The following is a 17,134-nucleotide window of genomic DNA, read 5'->3' as shown; positions in this document are numbered from 1 at the left end:
CTGGGAGACGGAGCCCATCACGAACCGATCTTTGCCCCCGCAGGGTCGCCCTACTTCTCCGTTGTCCTGGGGTTTCTGGCGAGTACTACCGGGTACTATTTTTCCGGCGTGGTACTACGATTCTCTGCATGATTTCGCATCCCATTGCAACGGCTTGCAAACGAGCCGGATCTGCTGTAAAGTCAAAAAACACAATGGGATTCCGCGGTTATCGGCATGAGTGAATGGGAGCTTCCCGGGCTTGTGGTCGTCCTGACCCTCAACCCGTTCGCTCTGAGGACGCGCGACGCCGCTGCCGCTTTTCCTTCTGCCGCGCCGCCTTCCGTCGCGACTCGCCGAGACGGTGCTCCAGCACATGCTCCGGGTGGCTCGCAGCCTATCGGTCCGGCACCAAGGCCTCCAGGTCCACCTCACCCGCGCTCAACCGCAGCAACACGTCACGAAGATAAGCCCGCGGCTCCAGGCGTTGACCAGATTAAGAGAAACCAAGTCGGCGAGCTTCCTTGTCGAGGTTAAGTTGGGTCTGCCGGTGCACAGTGTCGAACGGCCGGTCTCGGTATTGAAGCCGTCCGCCACGACAAAGATCCCAACAGCGTACAAGCGGACCTTGGTGCCTCATAAGTGCCTCCATGTGGCCCAATACGACGACACACGATCCCACGTCAACCCCCCACCGCACTGCGACGCAACTCATTATTTACCATAGCCTTCCAGTCGCAAGTCTCCTTCCACAAAGAACTTGCGTTTTGGCGATGATATAGATTCGAATCCTAGATCCCCAGTTTTGCCACACGTCCTAAGCTCTATCATGCCAGGCACTTGCGGAACAACCGCAGGTGCCTTTTTCGTTTTCCCAGCCAGTCCCGGGTTCATTCTGGGTGCAACGTTGCCCCCGCGTTGGTCCGTATCGCTGGACCCGCCACCGAGAATCCCTCGGGAGGTGGCCCGATGGCCTGGATGGAAAAGCCATTCAACCGTGACCGCATGAGCGGCGCGAAGCAACAGGTGAAGTGGTCCCCATTGCCCGGACCACTCGACCCAGATTTTCAGCTATGCTTGGGCCCAGTTCTCCCCTCCAGGCCCGACCGGCTCGACATCATGGTAGACCTCGGAGGCCGCTCGATAAGCCAAGCTCTGGTGCGAGCGTTCGAGAACCATCAGTGGCCATGAACCATCAGCGACCACACGCCTCAATTGGGGAATCTGGGGAGTTTAGCAAAACCGCAAACCTGCCCACGAGTCTTGGCAGCCTACTCAAACCTCCTGGTCCACCCTATTTCGGTGCATGGCCACCGACTACCTCCCGACTCCTTGCAGGCATGGAACAAATAAACACTTTTCGGAGCTTCGGCGACCAAGGACCGCTACGGCCCCCCCCCGCCGCACGCACCTTCCCCCTGACCCCCGGCCCCGGGGTCCTCTGCTACCATCGCTCCCTCCAATTCAACCGATCCCGCGGGCCAATCCCGCGGGCCGATCCCGCGACGCCGGATCGGCCCGCAAACGGGTATAAACCTCGCGAAACACCCCTTGATAGGGATAACTGCTCGCCAGGTGAAACACCACGCGGCGCACACTGACCTTCACCCGCGCCGCCACCTTGAACAACTTCAGCCGGATCGTCCCCACCTGCGCTCGCGCCAGATCGGTCCCCCTAAGCGCCAGCCGACGTAAGGCCTGGACCAGCACGTACGCCGCCGAACTCAACAGCAGGCGAAACTGATTCGCCAACAGGCGATGACAACTCGTCCGATCCGCGAACAGGTCCAACTGCTGCTCCTTGATCCGGTTCTCCATCTCGCCTCGCTGACAATACACCTCCTCATAGAGGTCTTGGGGATCGCCCGGGACGTTGACCACCACGAACCGCGGGTTCGTCCCCTTGGCCGTGTGTTCGGCCTTGACGATCACACGCCGCGGTCGATCCCAGGTGCCCGCCCCGTACGAGAACGAGCCGAACACGCGTTGCGGTTGGCCACTGCGGCGGAACTGCCGCTCGGCCCGCTCGATCTCATCCCGCCCGGCACGCTTCAAGGCCGGGTTCTTGGCCAGGCCGAGCACGTAGCCGATCCCGTGAGAATCGCACCAGCGCATCAGCCGCCAGCGGCAGAATCCGCTGTCGCCCCGGATCGTGATCTTCACCCCCGGCCAGGCGGCGCGGAGCCGTCGGACCAGCAGCTTCAACACGGCGCGGGTGTGCTTGCAGGCGTCGATCTTGCTGGGGCGAAGGTAGGCCACCAGGAGTTCATCGCCGCAAAAGACGTACAATGGCAAGAAACAGTAATTATCATAATACGCGTGAAAATGACGCCCGTCCTGATGGCCGTGAATGGGGTCGTCGGTGGCGTCGAAATCGAGGATCAAGTGGTCGGGAGGCTCGAGATGGGAGGCAATGAATTGATCGACCAGAACCTTGGCGATGCGCACCAGGCTCGGTCGGTCGATGCGGTTTTCCAGACGGCAGAGGGTGGGGGGCGAAGCGAGCTTCGACTCCTCTTCGGGGGCCTGGCCCGCGGCGACCTGGAGGGCGGGGTCGGTGCGGAGAGTCCGATGGTCGTTGAGGTCCTCGTAGCCGGCGGCGAGGGCGATGATCCGCTGGGCGAGCATGGTCTTCTGGTCGTGGATGACGGTGGGAAGCCAGCGGGGGTCGGGGATGGCGCGGTCGAGGGCGTCGTAGAGTCCGAGTCGATGGCCGACCTCGCGGAGCAAGAGGATGCCGGCGTCGGAGGTGAGCCGCCCCCCCTGGAAATCGGCGACGACCGCTTGGGAGCCGAGGCTGGCAAAGTCGAGGGTCTCGCGGTTACAGTGTGTCATAGCGACGGCCTCGCATTTGGAGGTTATGGGGAGTTGTTAATCCATATTCTCCAATATGTTAGGCCGTCGCGCAACTAATTTGCTCGGAGTTCGGATGAAATATCCGGGTTAACGTCCTTCCGCCGGAGATCGCCCACTACTGGAACGGCATCTTGCCGCCAGCATGCGTTCCGATCCCCGAATATTGGACAATCACAATACATGCACATAAACATAAGTAGAAAGTTACAAACAAGAACTCAAGACAATTAAGACAGCAAATCACTTGGGAACGACGATTGAATCGAAGGAGGCAAACGATGGTCGCAGTCTTACGTGCCGATGGGACCCTGTTTGATCCCGAACAGTTCATCGCGGAGAGCAATCTCGAAGCCTGCAAACTCTATCGCAAGGATGAGCCGCTGTTCCCGAAGAGTAAGCCCGAGGGAAAGAAGCACTCAACCTCGGGAATCACGTTCATTGCCAGTAACGCTGACTTCCATGACTTCTGTGGGCAGATCGAAGAGGCAACATCATTTTTGGAAATCAACTGGAATGAACTTTCCCGACTCCGCGATTTCCCAGGCATCGAGAGCGTTACCTTGGACTTCGGGATTGCACAAAGGGACGTCATGGTCCAGTGTGATTTTCTTCCACCGTCGTTGATTCGTTTAGCTGGTGAACTCGGACTTGGCATCGAGATAACACAGTATCCGACCGGTGAGGACGAAGAAGAGTCGGGAACCGACTGAACTCCCGCCCGAAGAGATGGCATTGGCCGCCCTGAGGAAATTATTTAATGAAATAATTAAATGGCCACTATGACAATGCCATGATGACATATCATACATTCGCCATCGCTCTTCTTATTTTCAGCTTCCACTCACATGCTAACCGCATGGCTTATTTTATAAAAGAGGAACCGGTGGCCAGGAACCTGAACGGAGTAAACCAGGAGTCTTGAAAACTCTATTAAGAGTGCGAGCCAGAGCGAAGCCCCACCCAAACCTTTCAGACGGCCCCATTGAAATGCCTGACGTTGGCGTCTCCATCCCGACTGCCGGTCCACACTAATAGCTCGGATCTGATCTTTCTGCGGAACTCACGCGGGGTCTTGCGTTTGATCTTTTTTGCCAACGGTTCGCGATCTACGAACGATTTTCGAGTCCTTCGGATTGGGCGAGGATCAGGCAGGGCAAGCCAAACCTGACAACTGTAAGACATTCGGCTTGTCCCGACCACGAGGGAGTGATAGCATCGAGCGGGTGCCGACTCTCAATCCGACACGGAGTTCGCATCGGCGATTTCTGGTGAGCCGGCAGTATCCCTCGGAGAGACCAGACACAATGAGTTTACCGCTCGGTCTCACAAGAAGGACGAAGGTTCAATCCGTACTACTCGCGGCCCGTCTTCTCGTCGCCATGTCGGTAGGTGCATCGGCTTGGATCCTCGTGGCCGCACTTGCCATCATCGGCTTCTCACAACAGGTGACGTGGCGGCAATTCGAGATCGTGCAGAAAGAAACTCTCTGTTTCGCTTATGCGTTTGTCGTCGCCGGCACAATCACGGGAGTTGTCGCTTCGGCCACGTCTGGCCAGTGGCGATGGGCAATGGGGTCGTGCGCGATCAGCATCATTCTCTCCGCGCTTTCGATTCCAATCATCCGTTGGCTAATCTTCCGCGCCACCACCCCGGACATCCCATGGGGTAGACGAGTGTGGGATTCAGCCGTCGACTGCATGAGATTTGGCTCGATCCTTGGAGTCGTTTTTGGTCTCATCATGTCGAGTCTGGTTCTCGCGGCCGTCATCGTGGAACGGCGCACGAAGGCGTGGCAATTCGGCCTTTTGGTCGCTGTGAGTGTTGCTCTGATGGGGATGTGGGCACTCCCGGCCGTGATCTCTACTCTGTCCGATATGGTAGTCTTGTACGTTGGTGCCAACTATCGATACCTCTTCGACGAGTCGTTGCGTGGCGCCGGGACTGGAGCGGGAACGGGCTCGCTAGCTGGGGCAGTCGTCGCTGGTTTGACGGCTCGCTGGTACGGTGCGACTGAGCGGGGAATGTCCCCTATCGGATGGTTGCAGCAACCAGGTGTGCGCCCATAGAACGCTGACGGAATTTCCCCATGGTTCACCCAACCCGCACGATTCTTGGTTGCGGCTTCCGGGACCTGATAGATGTTATGCGGCCAGGCTGAGCAGCCTGTCGGCGGCGGCCTGAATTTTCGCCTCCGTCACCCCGGACCGAAAAACAGCACGAATCTCCACGCCACGCCACGCCACGCCACGCCACGCCACGCCACGCCACGCCACGCCACGCCACGCCACGCCACGCCACGCCACGCCACGCCACGCCACGCCACGCCACGCCACGCCACGCCACGCCACGCCACGCCACGCCACGCCACGCCACGCCACGCCACGCCAACCGTAGAGGATTAGCCCTGGATCAAGCGAATGGCCGCACGCTGCCGCAAGCCCTGATTGTCTGTCACAAGCGCCACGCGGCCATTCATCGCGAATGACCGAAGCGGCACCTGTTTCAGGCATGGACCGCTGGCGAACTGCTTGAATCGAAAGTGTGAAAAACAAAAAAAAGTCTGGTCCCGAATGGCGATTGAAGGCCAGTTTCGGTTACCGGATTGATCCGGCGTCAAAGCCAAATATGCACAAAACTTATTTATGTGAATCTGATTAGCATCATGGCTTTCCGAAGTCCTTCGAAAACGCTTCGGCATCCCGATTCATGGCATCCATCAACTCGCCGAAGATAAAGTCTTTCGAGTGAAGCCTGGCCTGAGTATCGGGAACCGACCACGGCTGATTCAGCGATTCGAATATGGAGCCTAGCGTTCGCTCGCCCAGGTACTTGTCCAGAGCTTCCATCATGGCCGTCTCATCCTTGCCCGGCAGGTTGGAACGGCGGATCACACAGTCTTCGACGTGATAGGAACCGAAGAACACCTTGAATCCGGCACCCAAGCCGATCTTCTCCGCCATATGGCGGATATCCAGGTAGTTCAGCTCCGTGTTGAAGTGGCATATGCGTCGCTTCAGTTCGTCGATATCCGCTGGCTTCTGAGAGGCTGCGAGATCCGGGTTGAGCTTCATCACCACACGCACGACGATTTTGAGCCGAGCCACGATAGCGTCAAGCGAGGGGTTCGGGCTCTCCCGGAGCAACTTCTTGAGTTCCTCCTCCCGGCTCAGGATTGGGTTCTTACCTTCTGCGATCACGGCGTCGTACGCGGCGTCGATGGCCCCACATCTCGTGTGGCCGAGGACGAGCACTGCAGTCAGTGGCTTTTCTTTCTCCGGTTTCGCCCCTCCCGGCTCGTCCTTACCTCCCACCGGTTTCTGTTCCTGCGGCGGTCGTCTCGCGTACTTGTTCAGAATGAACTCCAGACTCCCGCGTGCCTCTCCCCGCTCCAGCAGGATGTTGCCCGCCGTGCGGACGGCGAACATGTCGTTGGCCGCCTGGCCCGTGATGAGTTCCGGCGGGACTCGGGCATCGATGCAGCTCAGTACCGCTGCGTAGGGCTCTTGGTGCTCGATGTGGCTGTCATGCGTGCCGATCTGGTGCTTGTTCAGGAAGACGTGGAAAGTTTCCTCCGTGGGAACGCCCTCCGATTCCTTCTCGTACTTCTTGGCGACCTCTTTGGAGTGGCTGATGAAGTTCGCGTACAGGTTGTTGCCGAGCACCATGAGTTCGCCCACCTTGTCTGGGTGCATGGGCTTCGTCGGCATGCTCTGCGTAGGGTCGGGACGGCTAGAATCATTCGGAGCGACCGCAAAGCGAGCCGGTTCCTGATGCCCGGCGTCGAAGGTCATCGAGAGGGTGACCAGCGGTGCGGGCTTTTTGATTTCTTCGGGCTTAGACATGGGGGGGAAAGCCTCGCAGAGACAGTAGGGATTAACCGATCGAGAAATCAGATCTTACCGGAACGCAGAAGTCAAATCTGTGGGCGAGCATAAAATATCAAGCCTAGCTGACTGGTTGCAAGCAGGCATAATCGTCAGTTGCTTAAAACCCTGTATTCCTTCCTGCGCAGCCGCAGCGATCAGCGCATATCGGTGTCTGCTACCACATTGGAGAGACTGGATACGGTGCTTTATTCACGCCACGAGGACGCCCAAAGGGTTCCTCTACCCCCCAGATCGACTTCGAGTCAGGCCTCACTTGCGTTATCGACGCTCGTGGGACTTGCAAATCTACTCTGGTAGAGACCATTCGGTTCGCATTTGGGTGCGATCCTTCATCGGGTGGATATCCTCGTCAACCCAAGGAAATCCGGCGAGACAGAAAACCATATAAAACAAAATTTTATATCAGCCATCTTGGGGATGGCCGGGGCTGCAGCATGATCGAGGATCGTGGCACACACGGGGATTTCCAACTGGTATTATCAGTGGCCACACGCTTCAAATTGGGAATCTGGCGAGTTTAGCAAAACTGCAAACCTGTCCACAAGGCTTGGCAGATTATCCAAGTCTAATGATTCATCCTATTTAGGTGCCTGCCCACCGACTTCCGGTCCTGTCGTTATCTCCATCCCGAGCCGGTGAAGTCGAACTCTCGCCAGAATGTGACGCGGCGCGGGCAGGAGAAGGAGGCTCAGTTAAGGCCGATTTGATCCGCCCTTATCGGCTTATCACTGGCTTAAAGCTGACTCCTCATACCCCGCGAGTAAGTCGGAGGGATCGCGATAGATCGCGAAGCAGCCCGCCGCCCTCAACTCCTCCTCGAAAAACCCGCCGCAGAGCATCCCGATGGTGCGAAGATTCGCCTTCGAGGCGGCCTCGGCATCGTAAGGCGTATCGCCGATTACGACGACATCGCTGGGGGGCAAGGACCCTAGCTGCACCATCGCGGCCTCGAAGATATCCGGGTGGGGCTTCGACTTCTCGGCGTCGTCCGACGAGGTTTCGACCTCGCAGAGGCCGTCGATGTTTGCGATTTCCTTATAAGCTGCGAGTTCATCGCCCTTCGCCGAGGATGCAAGGGCGATCTTCTTGCCGTCAGCCTTGATCCGCTCGAACAGGTCGCGAACGCCGGGAAAGGCTCGAACCTGAGAAAGATATTCGCGTTTGAATAGGTCGGAGCGGTATTTTTCGATTTCTTCGCCGCGCCGTTCCACCATCTCCTTGGGCAAGAGGGCGGGCATCAGTTGATCCCCGCCCTTGCCGATCTGGTGACGCACGCGTTCGAAGGGAAGATCATGGCCGAAGTGCCTCAAGGCCTCCTGCCACGCCTTGGCATGCAGGTCGACGGAATCGATCAGCGTGCCGTCGATATCAAAGATCACCGCGCGAATCATTTGATCCCCTTGCATGCCGCCGCCAAGGTCTGTCAAGCGGCTTCGACGTTGATCGTGCTCTCGGCGAGTTCACTCAAAGCCTCGTCGGTTGCCTTTTCTTCGGCGAACGTCGCCTCAAGCAGCTTGACGACTTTGGTTTCCTTGAGGAGCTTGGCATAAGCCCTGACAGTGCCGTAGCCGGCCATCTCGTAGTGCTCGACGCGCTGAGCGGCGGCGATCAGAGCTGCATCCTTAACTTCAGGCTCAGCGTCCTCCTTGATCGTCTCTTCGCCCTCCTCGATCAATCCCTGCATGGCCTTGCATGCTTTCTTCTTCGCCTTCTCGCCGAGGTGCTCAAAGACCTGCTCGAGCCGCTCGACCTGGACCTTGGTCTCCGCGAGGTGCTTCTCGAACGCAGCCTTGAGTTCGGGCGAAGTGGCGGCCTTGGCCATCTTCGGCAGGGCCTTTGTGATACGGTTTTCGGCGTCGTAAAGATCCTGGAGCTGTTCAACGAGCAGATCACGGAGAGATTCGAGTTTCATGGATGTTAGCCCTGGGTAAATCGCCTGCAACCTGGTATTGAATCGAAACAAAACGAATCGAGAGCAAACGTTGTTCCCTGAATCCGCAATCGTGTCGAGGTTACGGCTTCAGCACGACCTTGATGCAGCCGTCCTGCTTGTCGCGGAAGGTCTTATACATCTCGGGGGCGTCTGCGAGTGGCCGCGTGTGGGTGATAACGAACGACGGGTCGATCTCCCCGCCTTCGATCCGCTTGAGAAGGGGTCCCAGGTATCGCTGCACGTGCGTCTGCCCCGCCTTCACGGTCAGCCCCTTGTTCATCAGGGCACCGAAGGGAACTTTATCCAGGAACCCGACATACACGCCGGGTACGGAGAGCGTCCCGCCCTTCCGGCAACACATGATCGCTTCCCGAAGGACATGTGCCCGGTCCGTGGCGAGCCCCACCGAGGCCTTAGCCTTGTCGACCACCGCATCGAAGCTGCCGCCGGCGTGAGCCTCGCACCCGACCGCGTCGATGCAGCGGTCCGGGCCTCGCCCCTTGGTCATCTCCATCAGCTTGTCGTAAACCTTGTCCTCGTCAAAGTTAATTGACTCGGCCTTGCCGTTCTTTCTGGCCATCTCCAGACGTTCGGGCACCCGGTCGATAGCGATCACACGCCCGGCACCGAGCATCCAGGCGCTTTGGATCGCGAATTGGGCGACCGGGCCGCATCCCCAGACCGCGACGGTGTCGCCCTGCTCGATTCCGGCGTTCTCGGCAGCCATGTAGCCAGTGGGAAAGATGTCCGAAAGGAACAAGACCATCTCATCAGGCAGGTCCGATTCGATCTTGATGGGGCCGACGTCCGCGAAGGGCACGCGGAGATACTCGGCCTGGCCGCCTGCATAGCCGCCGAGCATGTGAGAGAAGCCGAACAAACCGGCTGGGGACTGTCCCATCGCCTCACGGGCAATCTCAGCGTTAGGGTTCGAAGTGTCGCAGAGCGAGAATTCGGACCGCGTGCAGTACCAGCAGGAGCCGCAAGAGATGGTGAACGGGACGACGACGCGGTCGCCCTTCTTCAGATTGGTGACACCGGAACCGACCTCTTCGACGATCCCCATGGGCTCGTGGCCGAGGATGTCGCCTTTCTCCATGGTCGGCTGGTAGCCGTCGAGGAGGTGCAGATCGGAGCCGCAGATGGCCGTGGAAGTGATCCGCACGATGGCGTCGCGCGGATTCAGGATCTTGGGGTCGGGCACGGTATCGACGCGGACGTCGCCCTTGCCGTGCCAGCAAAGTGCCTTCATCAGGATGTTCCTTGGTGGATTCACGGAGTCTTCAGGGCTTTCGCGAGCAAACGATAAGCCGAGATTTGCGACTTGATCGAATTGGTTGGCCCGTCGTAATGGGATTTGCCAGTTCCAAGGAACAATCGTTCATCACCGCCCACCGATTGCTTGAACCAAGCTCTTCTCCGTGATTTTCCGTGCCGACAAGCTGCTCACCAACCTGCCCAAGCCCAAGCAACCCGACGCCAACGAGGCCGCCGCCGTCCAGGAGCCCAAGGGCCGCAAGGCGGGCGCGATATCCATCCTGATGAATAACTAATTCCAAACCATCAACTTACGTGACCGCGACAACTACCAGCCGTTCTCCAAGCTGGTCTCCGACTCCGATGGACTCAATGGGCAACTTCTGGAACGGGAGCTACGTCCACTCCAGCGGCTGCCTGAAGCTCAACCTTGCGAACAACTTCTTCCTGGAGCTGAACGCGCAGGCGATCAAGCTGAAGGTCTGCGAGACCACCAGCGGTCCGGCGGTGCGCGGCAGCACCCATGTCATCGCCTACGCCAAGGCGTGGGCAACGCGCTCGGGCAGCGGCGTCAGTGAGAGGCCACGAATTGGGAAGCCTGGGGGGGAGATTCAGCAAAACTGCAAACCTGACCACAAGTCCTAAGCACGTGGACCTGGTCTTTCTTTGCATTGAATCATGTGCAAATCATGGGTGCCACGGGTTGTACTCAACCCGTGAGCCAAAAACCCGGGCAATCGTTCACGGGTTGAGTACAACCCGTGGCACCCGACGGCGATTGCAGCACCTCGGTCACCTATCAGAAAATCAAAGAAAACCGAGACCAACGGCTTAGCAGCTCACCCAAGCCTCCCGGTTCGCCTTATTGAGAGCGCCAACCGTTTCTCTTGCGCCTGGGAAGAAGGGTTTCGCTTACGCATGGATAGAGTGGAATTGGCCCCAGGATGCGTCTCATGCGACCCTATTCCCAAGACCTTCGAGAGCGCATCCTCGAGACCGTGGCATGTGGCGAAGGCTCGTTGTGTCAGATTGCCCAACGGCATTCCATCATCGCTTACACAATCGCGCATCTCTTGAAGCAGTACTGACAGACCGGCTCCGCCGAGCCCAGATCGCACAACGGCGGGCGGCGTCCCGCTCTCGGCACCGACGACATCGAGCGACTCCGAGGTGTGATCCGGGAACAACCAGACGCCACGCTCGAGGAACTCCACAATCGCCTGGGAGTCGGTTGCAGTCGCAAGAGGAGCCGGTGGCCAGGCCCTAAGCGGAAACCTTTCAGTCGGCCCCATTGAAGTGCCTGGCGTTGGCGTCTACGTCTTCTTTCAGGCGAGCGCCTCCTTGCAGTACCGAACGCACTTGGCCACTTCCGCCACGGCACTCGAGCCTTCCGGGATCTTGTATTCAACCTCGATGTCGGCCGGAAAAGTCCACTTCTCCTTCTTCATGAGCTGCAAGACTTCCTTGATCGGAGTCTGCCCCTTGCCCCACGGCAGGTTCTCGCCTTCGACGGTCCTGTCCTTCAGGTGCAGGCTGACGATGCGGTCATGGTACTTCTCGAGCACGGGAAGCGGGGACAGCCCCTTGGTGCCCGCGAAATAGTGCCCGATATCGAAGTTGAAGCCGATGTACGGGCTATACGCCAGGATCGGGTCGGCCTTATCAAGCATCGGGTAGTTGTTAGTGTGATTGTGGAAGGCAACCCAGACCTTGTGCTTGTCAGCGAAGGGCGCGAGTTTCTTGGCCATCGGCTCCGATCGCTCCAGGGTAATCCCGACGCAACCCAACGCCTTGGCCACCTGGAAATTGAAGTCGATCGCTTCGTTCGACTGGCCAAAGGGGATCTTGTGAATGTGGATGTTGACGCCCGCATCGTTGTACATCTTGCGCAACTCAGCGCACTTGGCCAGTTGCGCGTGGCGCTGTTCTTCGGTCGGCTCGGGCTGCGGGCCGGCACCCCTGCGGCCGCCGCTGATGCCGGCATAGGACCGGATCGGCCCGTCCATCAGCTCGACCTCGCTGAGCCCGTCCTCAATGAGGGCCTTGAGGGTGTCCTCGGCCGAATCGATGGCACCGCGATAGCTGTAGGTAATGCACCCGATGCGCACGCCGTTGAAGACGGAGTTGGGCTTCGGTGCGGCGGCTCCCAGCACCCCCCGCGGCATCACGGCACACGCGGCGAACGTCGCCGCCCCGCCGAGGAATGCTCGCCGGGTCCCCATTCCGCCAATCATCTTTTCCATGTTCATATCTGCTCCTTGAATGAGCGGCTGGTGGTGAAGACTGCCAATTTCTGGTGTCAGCACCCCAGTGTTGGGCCGCGGCGGCCGCAGGTTCGTAAACCACGAGGATGGCGGGGATTTTACCCGGCGCGTCACCTGACGGAAAGGTTACGGCATTGCAAACCGCGCCGCGCCCTGCGACACTTGTCGGCGACCTGCTTCGTATGGGCGCCGACGCTCGGCGGGAGGTTCGTCGTGACGAATTCCGATTCCACCACGGGCCGCCGGGGATTCACGCTGATCGAGCTTCTGGTGATCATCACGGTCATCGTGCTGCTCATAGGCCTCCTCCTGACTGCCGTGCAGGGAGCCCGAGAAGCGGCCCGCCGCGCCGAGTGCACCAACAACCTCATGCAACTCGGCCTGGGCGTGATGAACTACGAAAGCACTTACGGCGTGCTACCCCCTGGTATGCTCGCGTCCCGCTCCGACACAGGGCCGGGCTTGGCGTGGGGCCTGAGTACTTTCGTCCGGATCCTGCCGTTCTTCGAGGCCAGCCCGCTGTACAACTCGGCCAACTTCTCGCTCCAGGCAATCACCACGGCAAACGCAACGGTCGCGTCAAACGGCCCCTCGATCTTCTGCTGTCCGAGCGATCCGTTCGTGTCCGAGCGCAACGTGGTTGATTTCGAGTATGGAGCGGCTGCCGGCACCGGCTTCAAGCAGAGCCACACGAGTTATGGCGGCTGTCAGGGCATGTGGAGCATCGAGATTCTGCCGACTCACCCGGCATACGCCGCGCAGATGGCGAACATGAACGGCGTGATCTTCAGTTGCTCCTCGGTCAGGCTTGCCGACATCACCGATGGCGGCGGCCAGACGATCCTTTTCGCGGAGACGCCTTATGGGAAGATCCCGAAGCCCAGCGAGCGACTGTCGGCACGCTGGTGGAACTCCGGCTTCGTCGCCAACTCAATGGTCGCGGCCTACTACCCGCTCAATGGCGTTTCCAGGGGCGTTCCCTATCGCGACGGCAACCACAAGAGGTGGATCATGGCCGCCGGAAGCTTCCATCCCGGCGGTGCCAACGTCGGCTTCTGCGACGGCTCGGTCCGGTTCGTCAAGGACACCGTCGATTCGGTCGCCTTCGACCCCACGACGGGGGACGTCCCTTCGTTCCTGCGTGACCCGGTCGCTGGAACTTACTCGATCGTGCCGGGAACTCGCCTGGGCGTCTGGCAGAAACTTTCGACTCGGAGCTCCGGCGAAGTGGAAGGTGACTCTTTTTGATATGAGTTGCAGATTTTGCGGAGTCCGGCGGGGGCCATGCGAAGTAGACCCTGGTAGGGCTCGGGCAGGTCCAGATCGCCCTGCTCGTGGGAGTAGACACCCGACCGAGCTTCCTTCCTGGCCTGGAACGGGGCGAGCCCAGTCGGCTGCATCCCACCGAGTTCGGTCATGATCCGAACCCACTCCATCTCGGCGAGCCATGTCCGGAATTCGGCGGGGGTCTCGAAGCAGCCTGGGTTCATGGCAGCCTCAGAGACACCTCACCCCTCCGGCTTCTTTCGCGTGAGTCCACAGTACTCAGCCTCGCCGTCTCCCAAGCAGGAACCCGGCGACGCCCCCACGACTGCGCCGAGCGGTCCCGACACAAAGGCCCCGGTCATCGCCGCCTCGACCGGTCCGTCGTGCGAGTTCGAGGATCGGGAGACCAGCAAGTAGCCTGCTACCGCCCCGAGGACGTAGCCGCCGATCGTCCCGAGGAAGCTGAAAACGAACCGTATCATAGGTCATCCTTGCCGCGTCAGTGACGGCCTGTCCCTTGTGATTCACACGCGTCGCGCATACCAGGCGCGGATGAGACCAGTCTGGAGAAACTGGACCGGCGAATCGAAGCCGCCGGCCGAGATGATCCCGCCGACCACCTCTGGAGGCAGAAGGGCCACGTCGCGGTCATGCGCCGCCCGCATTTTTTCGATGGCCTCGGGGGTGAGTTCCCCGGCCTGCATCATCCGGTACCATATCCCGCGCAAGCTCTGGTAGGCCGCCGGGCTCGTGTCGGATGACAGGTCCGCGTTCACCAGGAATCCGCCCAGGCGGAGCCGATCGGCAATCCCCCGGAAGAAGCCGGTGCGTGCCTCCCGATCGAGGAGGAACTGGGACACGAGGAGCGATGTGGCCGCGTCGAACTCCTCACCCGGCGGCAGCGACTCGAGATAGCCTTCGTGGAACTCGCAGCGGGCGGCGATACCGCGTTCCTCGGCCTTGCGTCGGCAGACGTCGAGCATCGGGGCCGAGGGCTCGACCGCGACAAATCGCCAGCCCGGGAACCGCTCGGCGAGGTAGATCAGCTCCGGGCCCGTCCCCGCGCCGACGCACAGGATCCGCGCATCGTCCCTAAGGTCCGAGAGCACGGCCCCGACGAGCAGATGCAAGGCTTCTCTCAGCGGGGCGATCTTCGACCACTGCTGGTCGTAGCCTGAGGCACATTTTTGGTCGAAGACCGCCTGCAGTTCTTCTCGGTCCATGAGTCTTCCGGGTCGCGAGCCGCCGATCTCAGTTTGGCCCTGCCCATCTTCGTCGAACGTCCCCGGGCCTGGCAATCCGCCCTCCCGGAATTCGGTTCACGCGTCCGGCGCGGGCCCGGCGTCACTCGGTCGGCTCCTCGTAGAACGGCTGAGGCTTCTTGAAAAGGCCGCTCTTGCTGACCGCGATCGGGAACGCGGCGGAGCACGCGGTACAGACCCACGCGAGAGTGTAGGCCGTGCCTTCGGTCGCGAACTCAACCACAACCTCTTGGTGCCGTTCCATGCGGCCGGAACATAGAGGACAGGTCGGGGACTTTTTCATAACACCCTCCGGCGATCGTTCGCGACTTCCGCATCCTGGTCAGGTCTTCAGACTCTCATTCGCGGTCTCCGGCGCCCACCAGATGATGGGGACGCCGATGCCGTAGATCAGCGCGCACAGGGCTCCGACACGGGGGTAGTCTCCTCCGAGGGCGGTGAAAAGCATCCCCGCCAGCACCACGCCGACGGCGGTGGCGAAGCGACCCGAGTTGTACGCCAGGCCGACGCCCGAGGCGCGCACGCGGGTGGGGAAGAGCTCCGGCAGATACAGGGCCAGCCAGCCGAAGAAGAGCGTGGCGACGAATCCCTGCGCGAAGACTACGGGATGGAACGACGGCCGCAGCGGCGCGGTGAGCTGGAACATCGCGAACGTCATCGCCGCCGAGCCGGCGCTGATGAGGACGTAACTCAGGCGCCTCCCCAGCCGGCTCGCGAGCTGTGCGCCGGCGAAGCAACCGAGGGTGGCGCCGAGGGCCCACCAGCCCTGGGTCTCGGCCTTGTATTGCGCGTTCGCCGAGCCGGCCACCTTGTCGGCCCAAGGGATCATCCACTTGCTGGCGGCCCACGCCCCGACCATCGGGATCGCGCTGAGGACGATGCCCGCGAGGGTGATGCGGAGGAGATCGGGCCGAAAGAGCTCCCGAAGGCGCGGCGGCCGACGTCCGGGCTCGCCTCGCGCCGCCAGCCACTTCGGCGATTCCGGCAACGCGACGAGCACGAGGACACCGAGGACGGCGGGTGCGCCGGAGAGCTTGAAGACCCACCTCCAGGAGTCGGAGGTGATCGGCCAGATCCGCGCCAGTTGCGAGAGCATGAGGATGCCTACATTCAGCCCGGCCGCCGTCACGCCGGAGACGAAGGACCTCGAGGCATCCGGCCAACACTCGGAGACCAAGGCGACGCCGTTGGGCCACATCCCCCCCACGCCCAACCCGACGATGAACCGCAGGATGAGCATCTGCTCTTGCGTCTCCGCCCACGCGCCGAGGGCGGCGAAGAGCGAGTAGCAGAGGATGCTCACCCCCATGGCCCGCGCGCGACCGATGCGATCGCCCAGGTGGCCCAGCGCGATCCCGCCCACCGCCGCGCCGAACATGAGGGCCGCGGTGAACCGCGCGAACCAAGTGCCGCCGAGCGTGGGCGTGAAGGCCTCGCCGAGGAGCGATTTGGAGACGGAGAGCGAGGCGACCGGCATGAGCCCGAGTTCGACGCCGTCGAAAAGGAGGCCCGCGAAAGCGGCCGCCAGGACCGCCGCGCGTGCCCTGGGAGAGAGAGACGCCCCGCTCATGGACTGGAACTCCTATAGACGTCGATGATCGCGCTGTTGTCGAGGTCGCCCCATCCCTCGGCCTCGGCGCGTTCCATCAGCCGACGATGAGTCTCGGAGAGCGGCAGCGACAGTCCCGCATCGGCCGCGGCGTCGAGCATCAGGCGGACGTCCTTGAGGTGCTGGGAGAGCCTTGCCTGCACGCTGAAGTCCCTCTCGATCATCTTTCGCCCCTTCACGTCCATCGCGCGCGAGTAGGCCATACTGCCCTTGAGCACCTCGAGCGCCGCCGCAGGCTCGAGGCCGATCGCCTCGGCGAAGGCCAGCCCTTCGGCGAGCGCCGCTCGGTTCAGGCCCAGCACGAGGTTGCTCGCCAACTTCATCCTCGCCGCGTCGCCCCATCCGCCGACGTGGAATACGTTCCGGCCAAGTACGGGCCACAAATCGGCGCAACCCTCGAACGCCTCGCGACCGCCGCCGACGATCACCGTCGCCTCGCCCCGGCGTGTCTGCTCGCTGGAGCCGGAGATGGGCGCGGCGAGATACGAGACGCCCCTGGCCGCCAATTGCGCTCCCATCGCCTCGCTCTGCGCGGGCTCGCCCGTCGTGGTGTCGACAAACACCTGGCCCGCGCGGAGATCAGGCAGGAGCGGGCCGACCACCATCGCGACGATGTCGCTCGAATAGAGGCAGATGACGACCCGGTCGCACTCCGTGGCCACCGCGTCGCTCCACACCGCGCCTCGCTCGACCAGCGGCGCGGCCTCCTCTTGGGTCCGGTTCCAGACCCGAACGGAATAGCCGTGCTCGAGGAGCCGTAGCGAGATCGCCGTCCCCATCAAGCCGAGGCCGATCACGCCGATCTTTCGTTCAACGCTCAT

At 61.0% G+C, this 17,134-nt stretch carries 16 protein-coding genes; 5 read left to right on the top strand and 11 right to left on the bottom strand.

The features are described from left to right. Positions 1-1,443: 1,443 nt before the first annotated feature. A complete protein-coding gene (locus V5E97_RS11340) occupies positions 1,444-2,814 on the bottom strand; it encodes an IS1380 family transposase (protein WP_406699434.1) in 1,371 nt (456 codons plus the stop codon). Positions 2,815-3,113: 299 nt separating this feature from the next. Here V5E97_RS11340 and V5E97_RS11335 point away from each other — a divergent pair, with 299 nt between their 5' ends. Continuing rightward, entirely contained in the window at positions 3,114-3,545 is a 432-nt protein-coding gene (locus V5E97_RS11335) for a hypothetical protein (RefSeq protein WP_406699433.1), read from the top strand. A 1,950-nt stretch (positions 3,546-5,495) separates the two neighbouring features. Here the strand turns inward: V5E97_RS11335 and V5E97_RS11330 are convergent. From V5E97_RS11330 to V5E97_RS11315, 4 genes are all read right to left on the bottom strand, one after another. Continuing rightward, complete coding sequence (locus tag V5E97_RS11330; protein WP_406699432.1) at positions 5,496-6,677, bottom strand: carbonic anhydrase; 1,182 nt, start codon at positions 6,675-6,677, stop codon at positions 5,496-5,498. Positions 6,678-7,447: 770 nt separating this feature from the next. Then, complete coding sequence (locus V5E97_RS11325; protein ID WP_406699431.1) at positions 7,448-8,113, bottom strand: HAD family hydrolase; 666 nt, start codon at positions 8,111-8,113, stop codon at positions 7,448-7,450. Positions 8,114-8,145: 32 nt separating this feature from the next. Further along, a complete protein-coding gene (locus V5E97_RS11320) occupies positions 8,146-8,634 on the bottom strand; it encodes a YciE/YciF ferroxidase family protein (RefSeq protein WP_406699430.1) in 489 nt (162 codons plus the stop codon). Positions 8,635-8,734: 100 nt separating this feature from the next. Continuing rightward, a complete protein-coding gene (locus V5E97_RS11315; RefSeq protein ID WP_406699429.1) occupies positions 8,735-9,907 on the bottom strand; it encodes a zinc-dependent alcohol dehydrogenase in 1,173 nt (390 codons plus the stop codon). A gap of 169 nt (positions 9,908-10,076) precedes the next feature. On the opposite strand from V5E97_RS11315, the gene V5E97_RS11310 reads away from it, so the two are divergent. The 3 genes from V5E97_RS11310 to V5E97_RS11300 all read left to right on the top strand — a co-directional run bounded on the left by V5E97_RS11310 (position 10,077) and on the right by V5E97_RS11300 (position 11,000). Further along, the gene (locus V5E97_RS11310) at positions 10,077-10,208 is read left to right on the top strand and encodes a hypothetical protein (RefSeq protein ID WP_406699428.1); all 132 of its coding nucleotides are present in this window, start codon (positions 10,077-10,079) and stop codon (positions 10,206-10,208) included. A gap of 76 nt (positions 10,209-10,284) precedes the next feature. Then, on the top strand, positions 10,285-10,557 hold the full coding sequence (locus V5E97_RS11305) for a ferritin family protein (RefSeq protein WP_406699427.1): 273 nt from the start codon (positions 10,285-10,287) through the stop codon (positions 10,555-10,557). A 308-nt stretch (positions 10,558-10,865) separates the two neighbouring features. Continuing rightward, positions 10,866-11,000: a hypothetical protein gene (locus V5E97_RS11300; RefSeq protein ID WP_406699426.1), complete on the top strand. Its 135-nt coding sequence runs from the start codon at positions 10,866-10,868 to the stop codon at positions 10,998-11,000. Positions 11,001-11,237: 237 nt separating this feature from the next. Here V5E97_RS11300 and V5E97_RS11295 read toward each other — a convergent pair whose 3' ends face one another. Continuing rightward, positions 11,238-12,155 carry a sugar phosphate isomerase/epimerase family protein gene (locus V5E97_RS11295; RefSeq protein ID WP_406699425.1) on the bottom strand — a complete coding sequence of 306 codons (918 nt, stop codon included), beginning with the start codon at positions 12,153-12,155 and terminating at the stop codon, positions 11,238-11,240. Positions 12,156-12,389: 234 nt separating this feature from the next. On the opposite strand from V5E97_RS11295, the gene V5E97_RS11290 reads away from it, so the two are divergent. Continuing rightward, complete coding sequence (locus V5E97_RS11290; protein ID WP_406699424.1) at positions 12,390-13,424, top strand: DUF1559 domain-containing protein; 1,035 nt, start codon at positions 12,390-12,392, stop codon at positions 13,422-13,424. A gap of 260 nt (positions 13,425-13,684) precedes the next feature. On the opposite strand, the gene V5E97_RS11285 is transcribed toward V5E97_RS11290, so the two are convergent. From V5E97_RS11285 to V5E97_RS11265, 5 genes are all read right to left on the bottom strand, one after another. Then, positions 13,685-13,924 (bottom strand): hypothetical protein, encoded by a 240-nt coding sequence (locus V5E97_RS11285; RefSeq protein ID WP_406699423.1) that lies wholly within the window; start codon positions 13,922-13,924, stop codon positions 13,685-13,687. A 42-nt stretch (positions 13,925-13,966) separates the two neighbouring features. After that, entirely contained in the window at positions 13,967-14,665 is a 699-nt protein-coding gene (locus V5E97_RS11280; protein ID WP_406699422.1) for a class I SAM-dependent methyltransferase, read from the bottom strand. A gap of 121 nt (positions 14,666-14,786) precedes the next feature. Continuing rightward, entirely contained in the window at positions 14,787-14,987 is a 201-nt protein-coding gene (locus V5E97_RS11275; protein WP_406699421.1) for a hypothetical protein, read from the bottom strand. 39 nt (positions 14,988-15,026) lie between these two features. Continuing rightward, a complete protein-coding gene (locus tag V5E97_RS11270; RefSeq protein WP_406699420.1) occupies positions 15,027-16,274 on the bottom strand; it encodes an MFS transporter in 1,248 nt (415 codons plus the stop codon). After that, complete coding sequence (locus tag V5E97_RS11265; RefSeq protein ID WP_406699419.1) at positions 16,271-17,134, bottom strand: NAD(P)-dependent oxidoreductase; 864 nt, start codon at positions 17,132-17,134, stop codon at positions 16,271-16,273. The genes V5E97_RS11270 and V5E97_RS11265 overlap by 4 nt, the downstream gene beginning before the upstream one ends.

Source organism: Singulisphaera photorubra (assembly GCF_045290345.1).
Lineage (GTDB): Bacteria > Planctomycetota > Planctomycetia > Isosphaerales > Isosphaeraceae > Singulisphaera.
The sequence above is the reverse complement of the archived record's forward strand: the minus strand, read 5'-3'. Positions and strand labels throughout refer to the sequence as shown.

What these genes read in the sequence shown, in the direction of transcription:
- V5E97_RS11320 (WP_406699430.1), bottom strand. Translation starts at nt 8,634, where the DNA reads ATGAAACTCGAATCTCTCCGTGATCTGCTCGTTGAACAGCTCCAGGAT.
- V5E97_RS11315 (WP_406699429.1), bottom strand. Translation starts at nt 9,907, where the DNA reads ATGAAGGCACTTTGCTGGCACGGCAAGGGCGACGTCCGCGTCGATACC.
- V5E97_RS11340 (WP_406699434.1), bottom strand. Translation starts at nt 2,814, where the DNA reads ATGACACACTGTAACCGCGAGACCCTCGACTTTGCCAGCCTCGGCTCC.
- V5E97_RS11275 (WP_406699421.1), bottom strand. Translation starts at nt 14,987, where the DNA reads ATGAAAAAGTCCCCGACCTGTCCTCTATGTTCCGGCCGCATGGAACGG.
- V5E97_RS11295 (WP_406699425.1), bottom strand. Translation starts at nt 12,155, where the DNA reads ATGGAAAAGATGATTGGCGGAATGGGGACCCGGCGAGCATTCCTCGGC.
- V5E97_RS11305 (WP_406699427.1), top strand. Translation starts at nt 10,285, where the DNA reads ATGGGCAACTTCTGGAACGGGAGCTACGTCCACTCCAGCGGCTGCCTG.
- V5E97_RS11330 (WP_406699432.1), bottom strand. Translation starts at nt 6,677, where the DNA reads ATGTCTAAGCCCGAAGAAATCAAAAAGCCCGCACCGCTGGTCACCCTC.
- V5E97_RS11285 (WP_406699423.1), bottom strand. Translation starts at nt 13,924, where the DNA reads ATGATACGGTTCGTTTTCAGCTTCCTCGGGACGATCGGCGGCTACGTC.
- V5E97_RS11300 (WP_406699426.1), top strand. Translation starts at nt 10,866, where the DNA reads ATGCGACCCTATTCCCAAGACCTTCGAGAGCGCATCCTCGAGACCGTG.
- V5E97_RS11280 (WP_406699422.1), bottom strand. Translation starts at nt 14,665, where the DNA reads ATGGACCGAGAAGAACTGCAGGCGGTCTTCGACCAAAAATGTGCCTCA.
- V5E97_RS11270 (WP_406699420.1), bottom strand. Translation starts at nt 16,274, where the DNA reads ATGAGCGGGGCGTCTCTCTCTCCCAGGGCACGCGCGGCGGTCCTGGCG.
- V5E97_RS11265 (WP_406699419.1), bottom strand. Translation starts at nt 17,134, where the DNA reads ATGAGCGTTGAACGAAAGATCGGCGTGATCGGCCTCGGCTTGATGGGG.
- V5E97_RS11325 (WP_406699431.1), bottom strand. Translation starts at nt 8,113, where the DNA reads ATGATTCGCGCGGTGATCTTTGATATCGACGGCACGCTGATCGATTCC.
- V5E97_RS11335 (WP_406699433.1), top strand. Translation starts at nt 3,114, where the DNA reads ATGGTCGCAGTCTTACGTGCCGATGGGACCCTGTTTGATCCCGAACAG.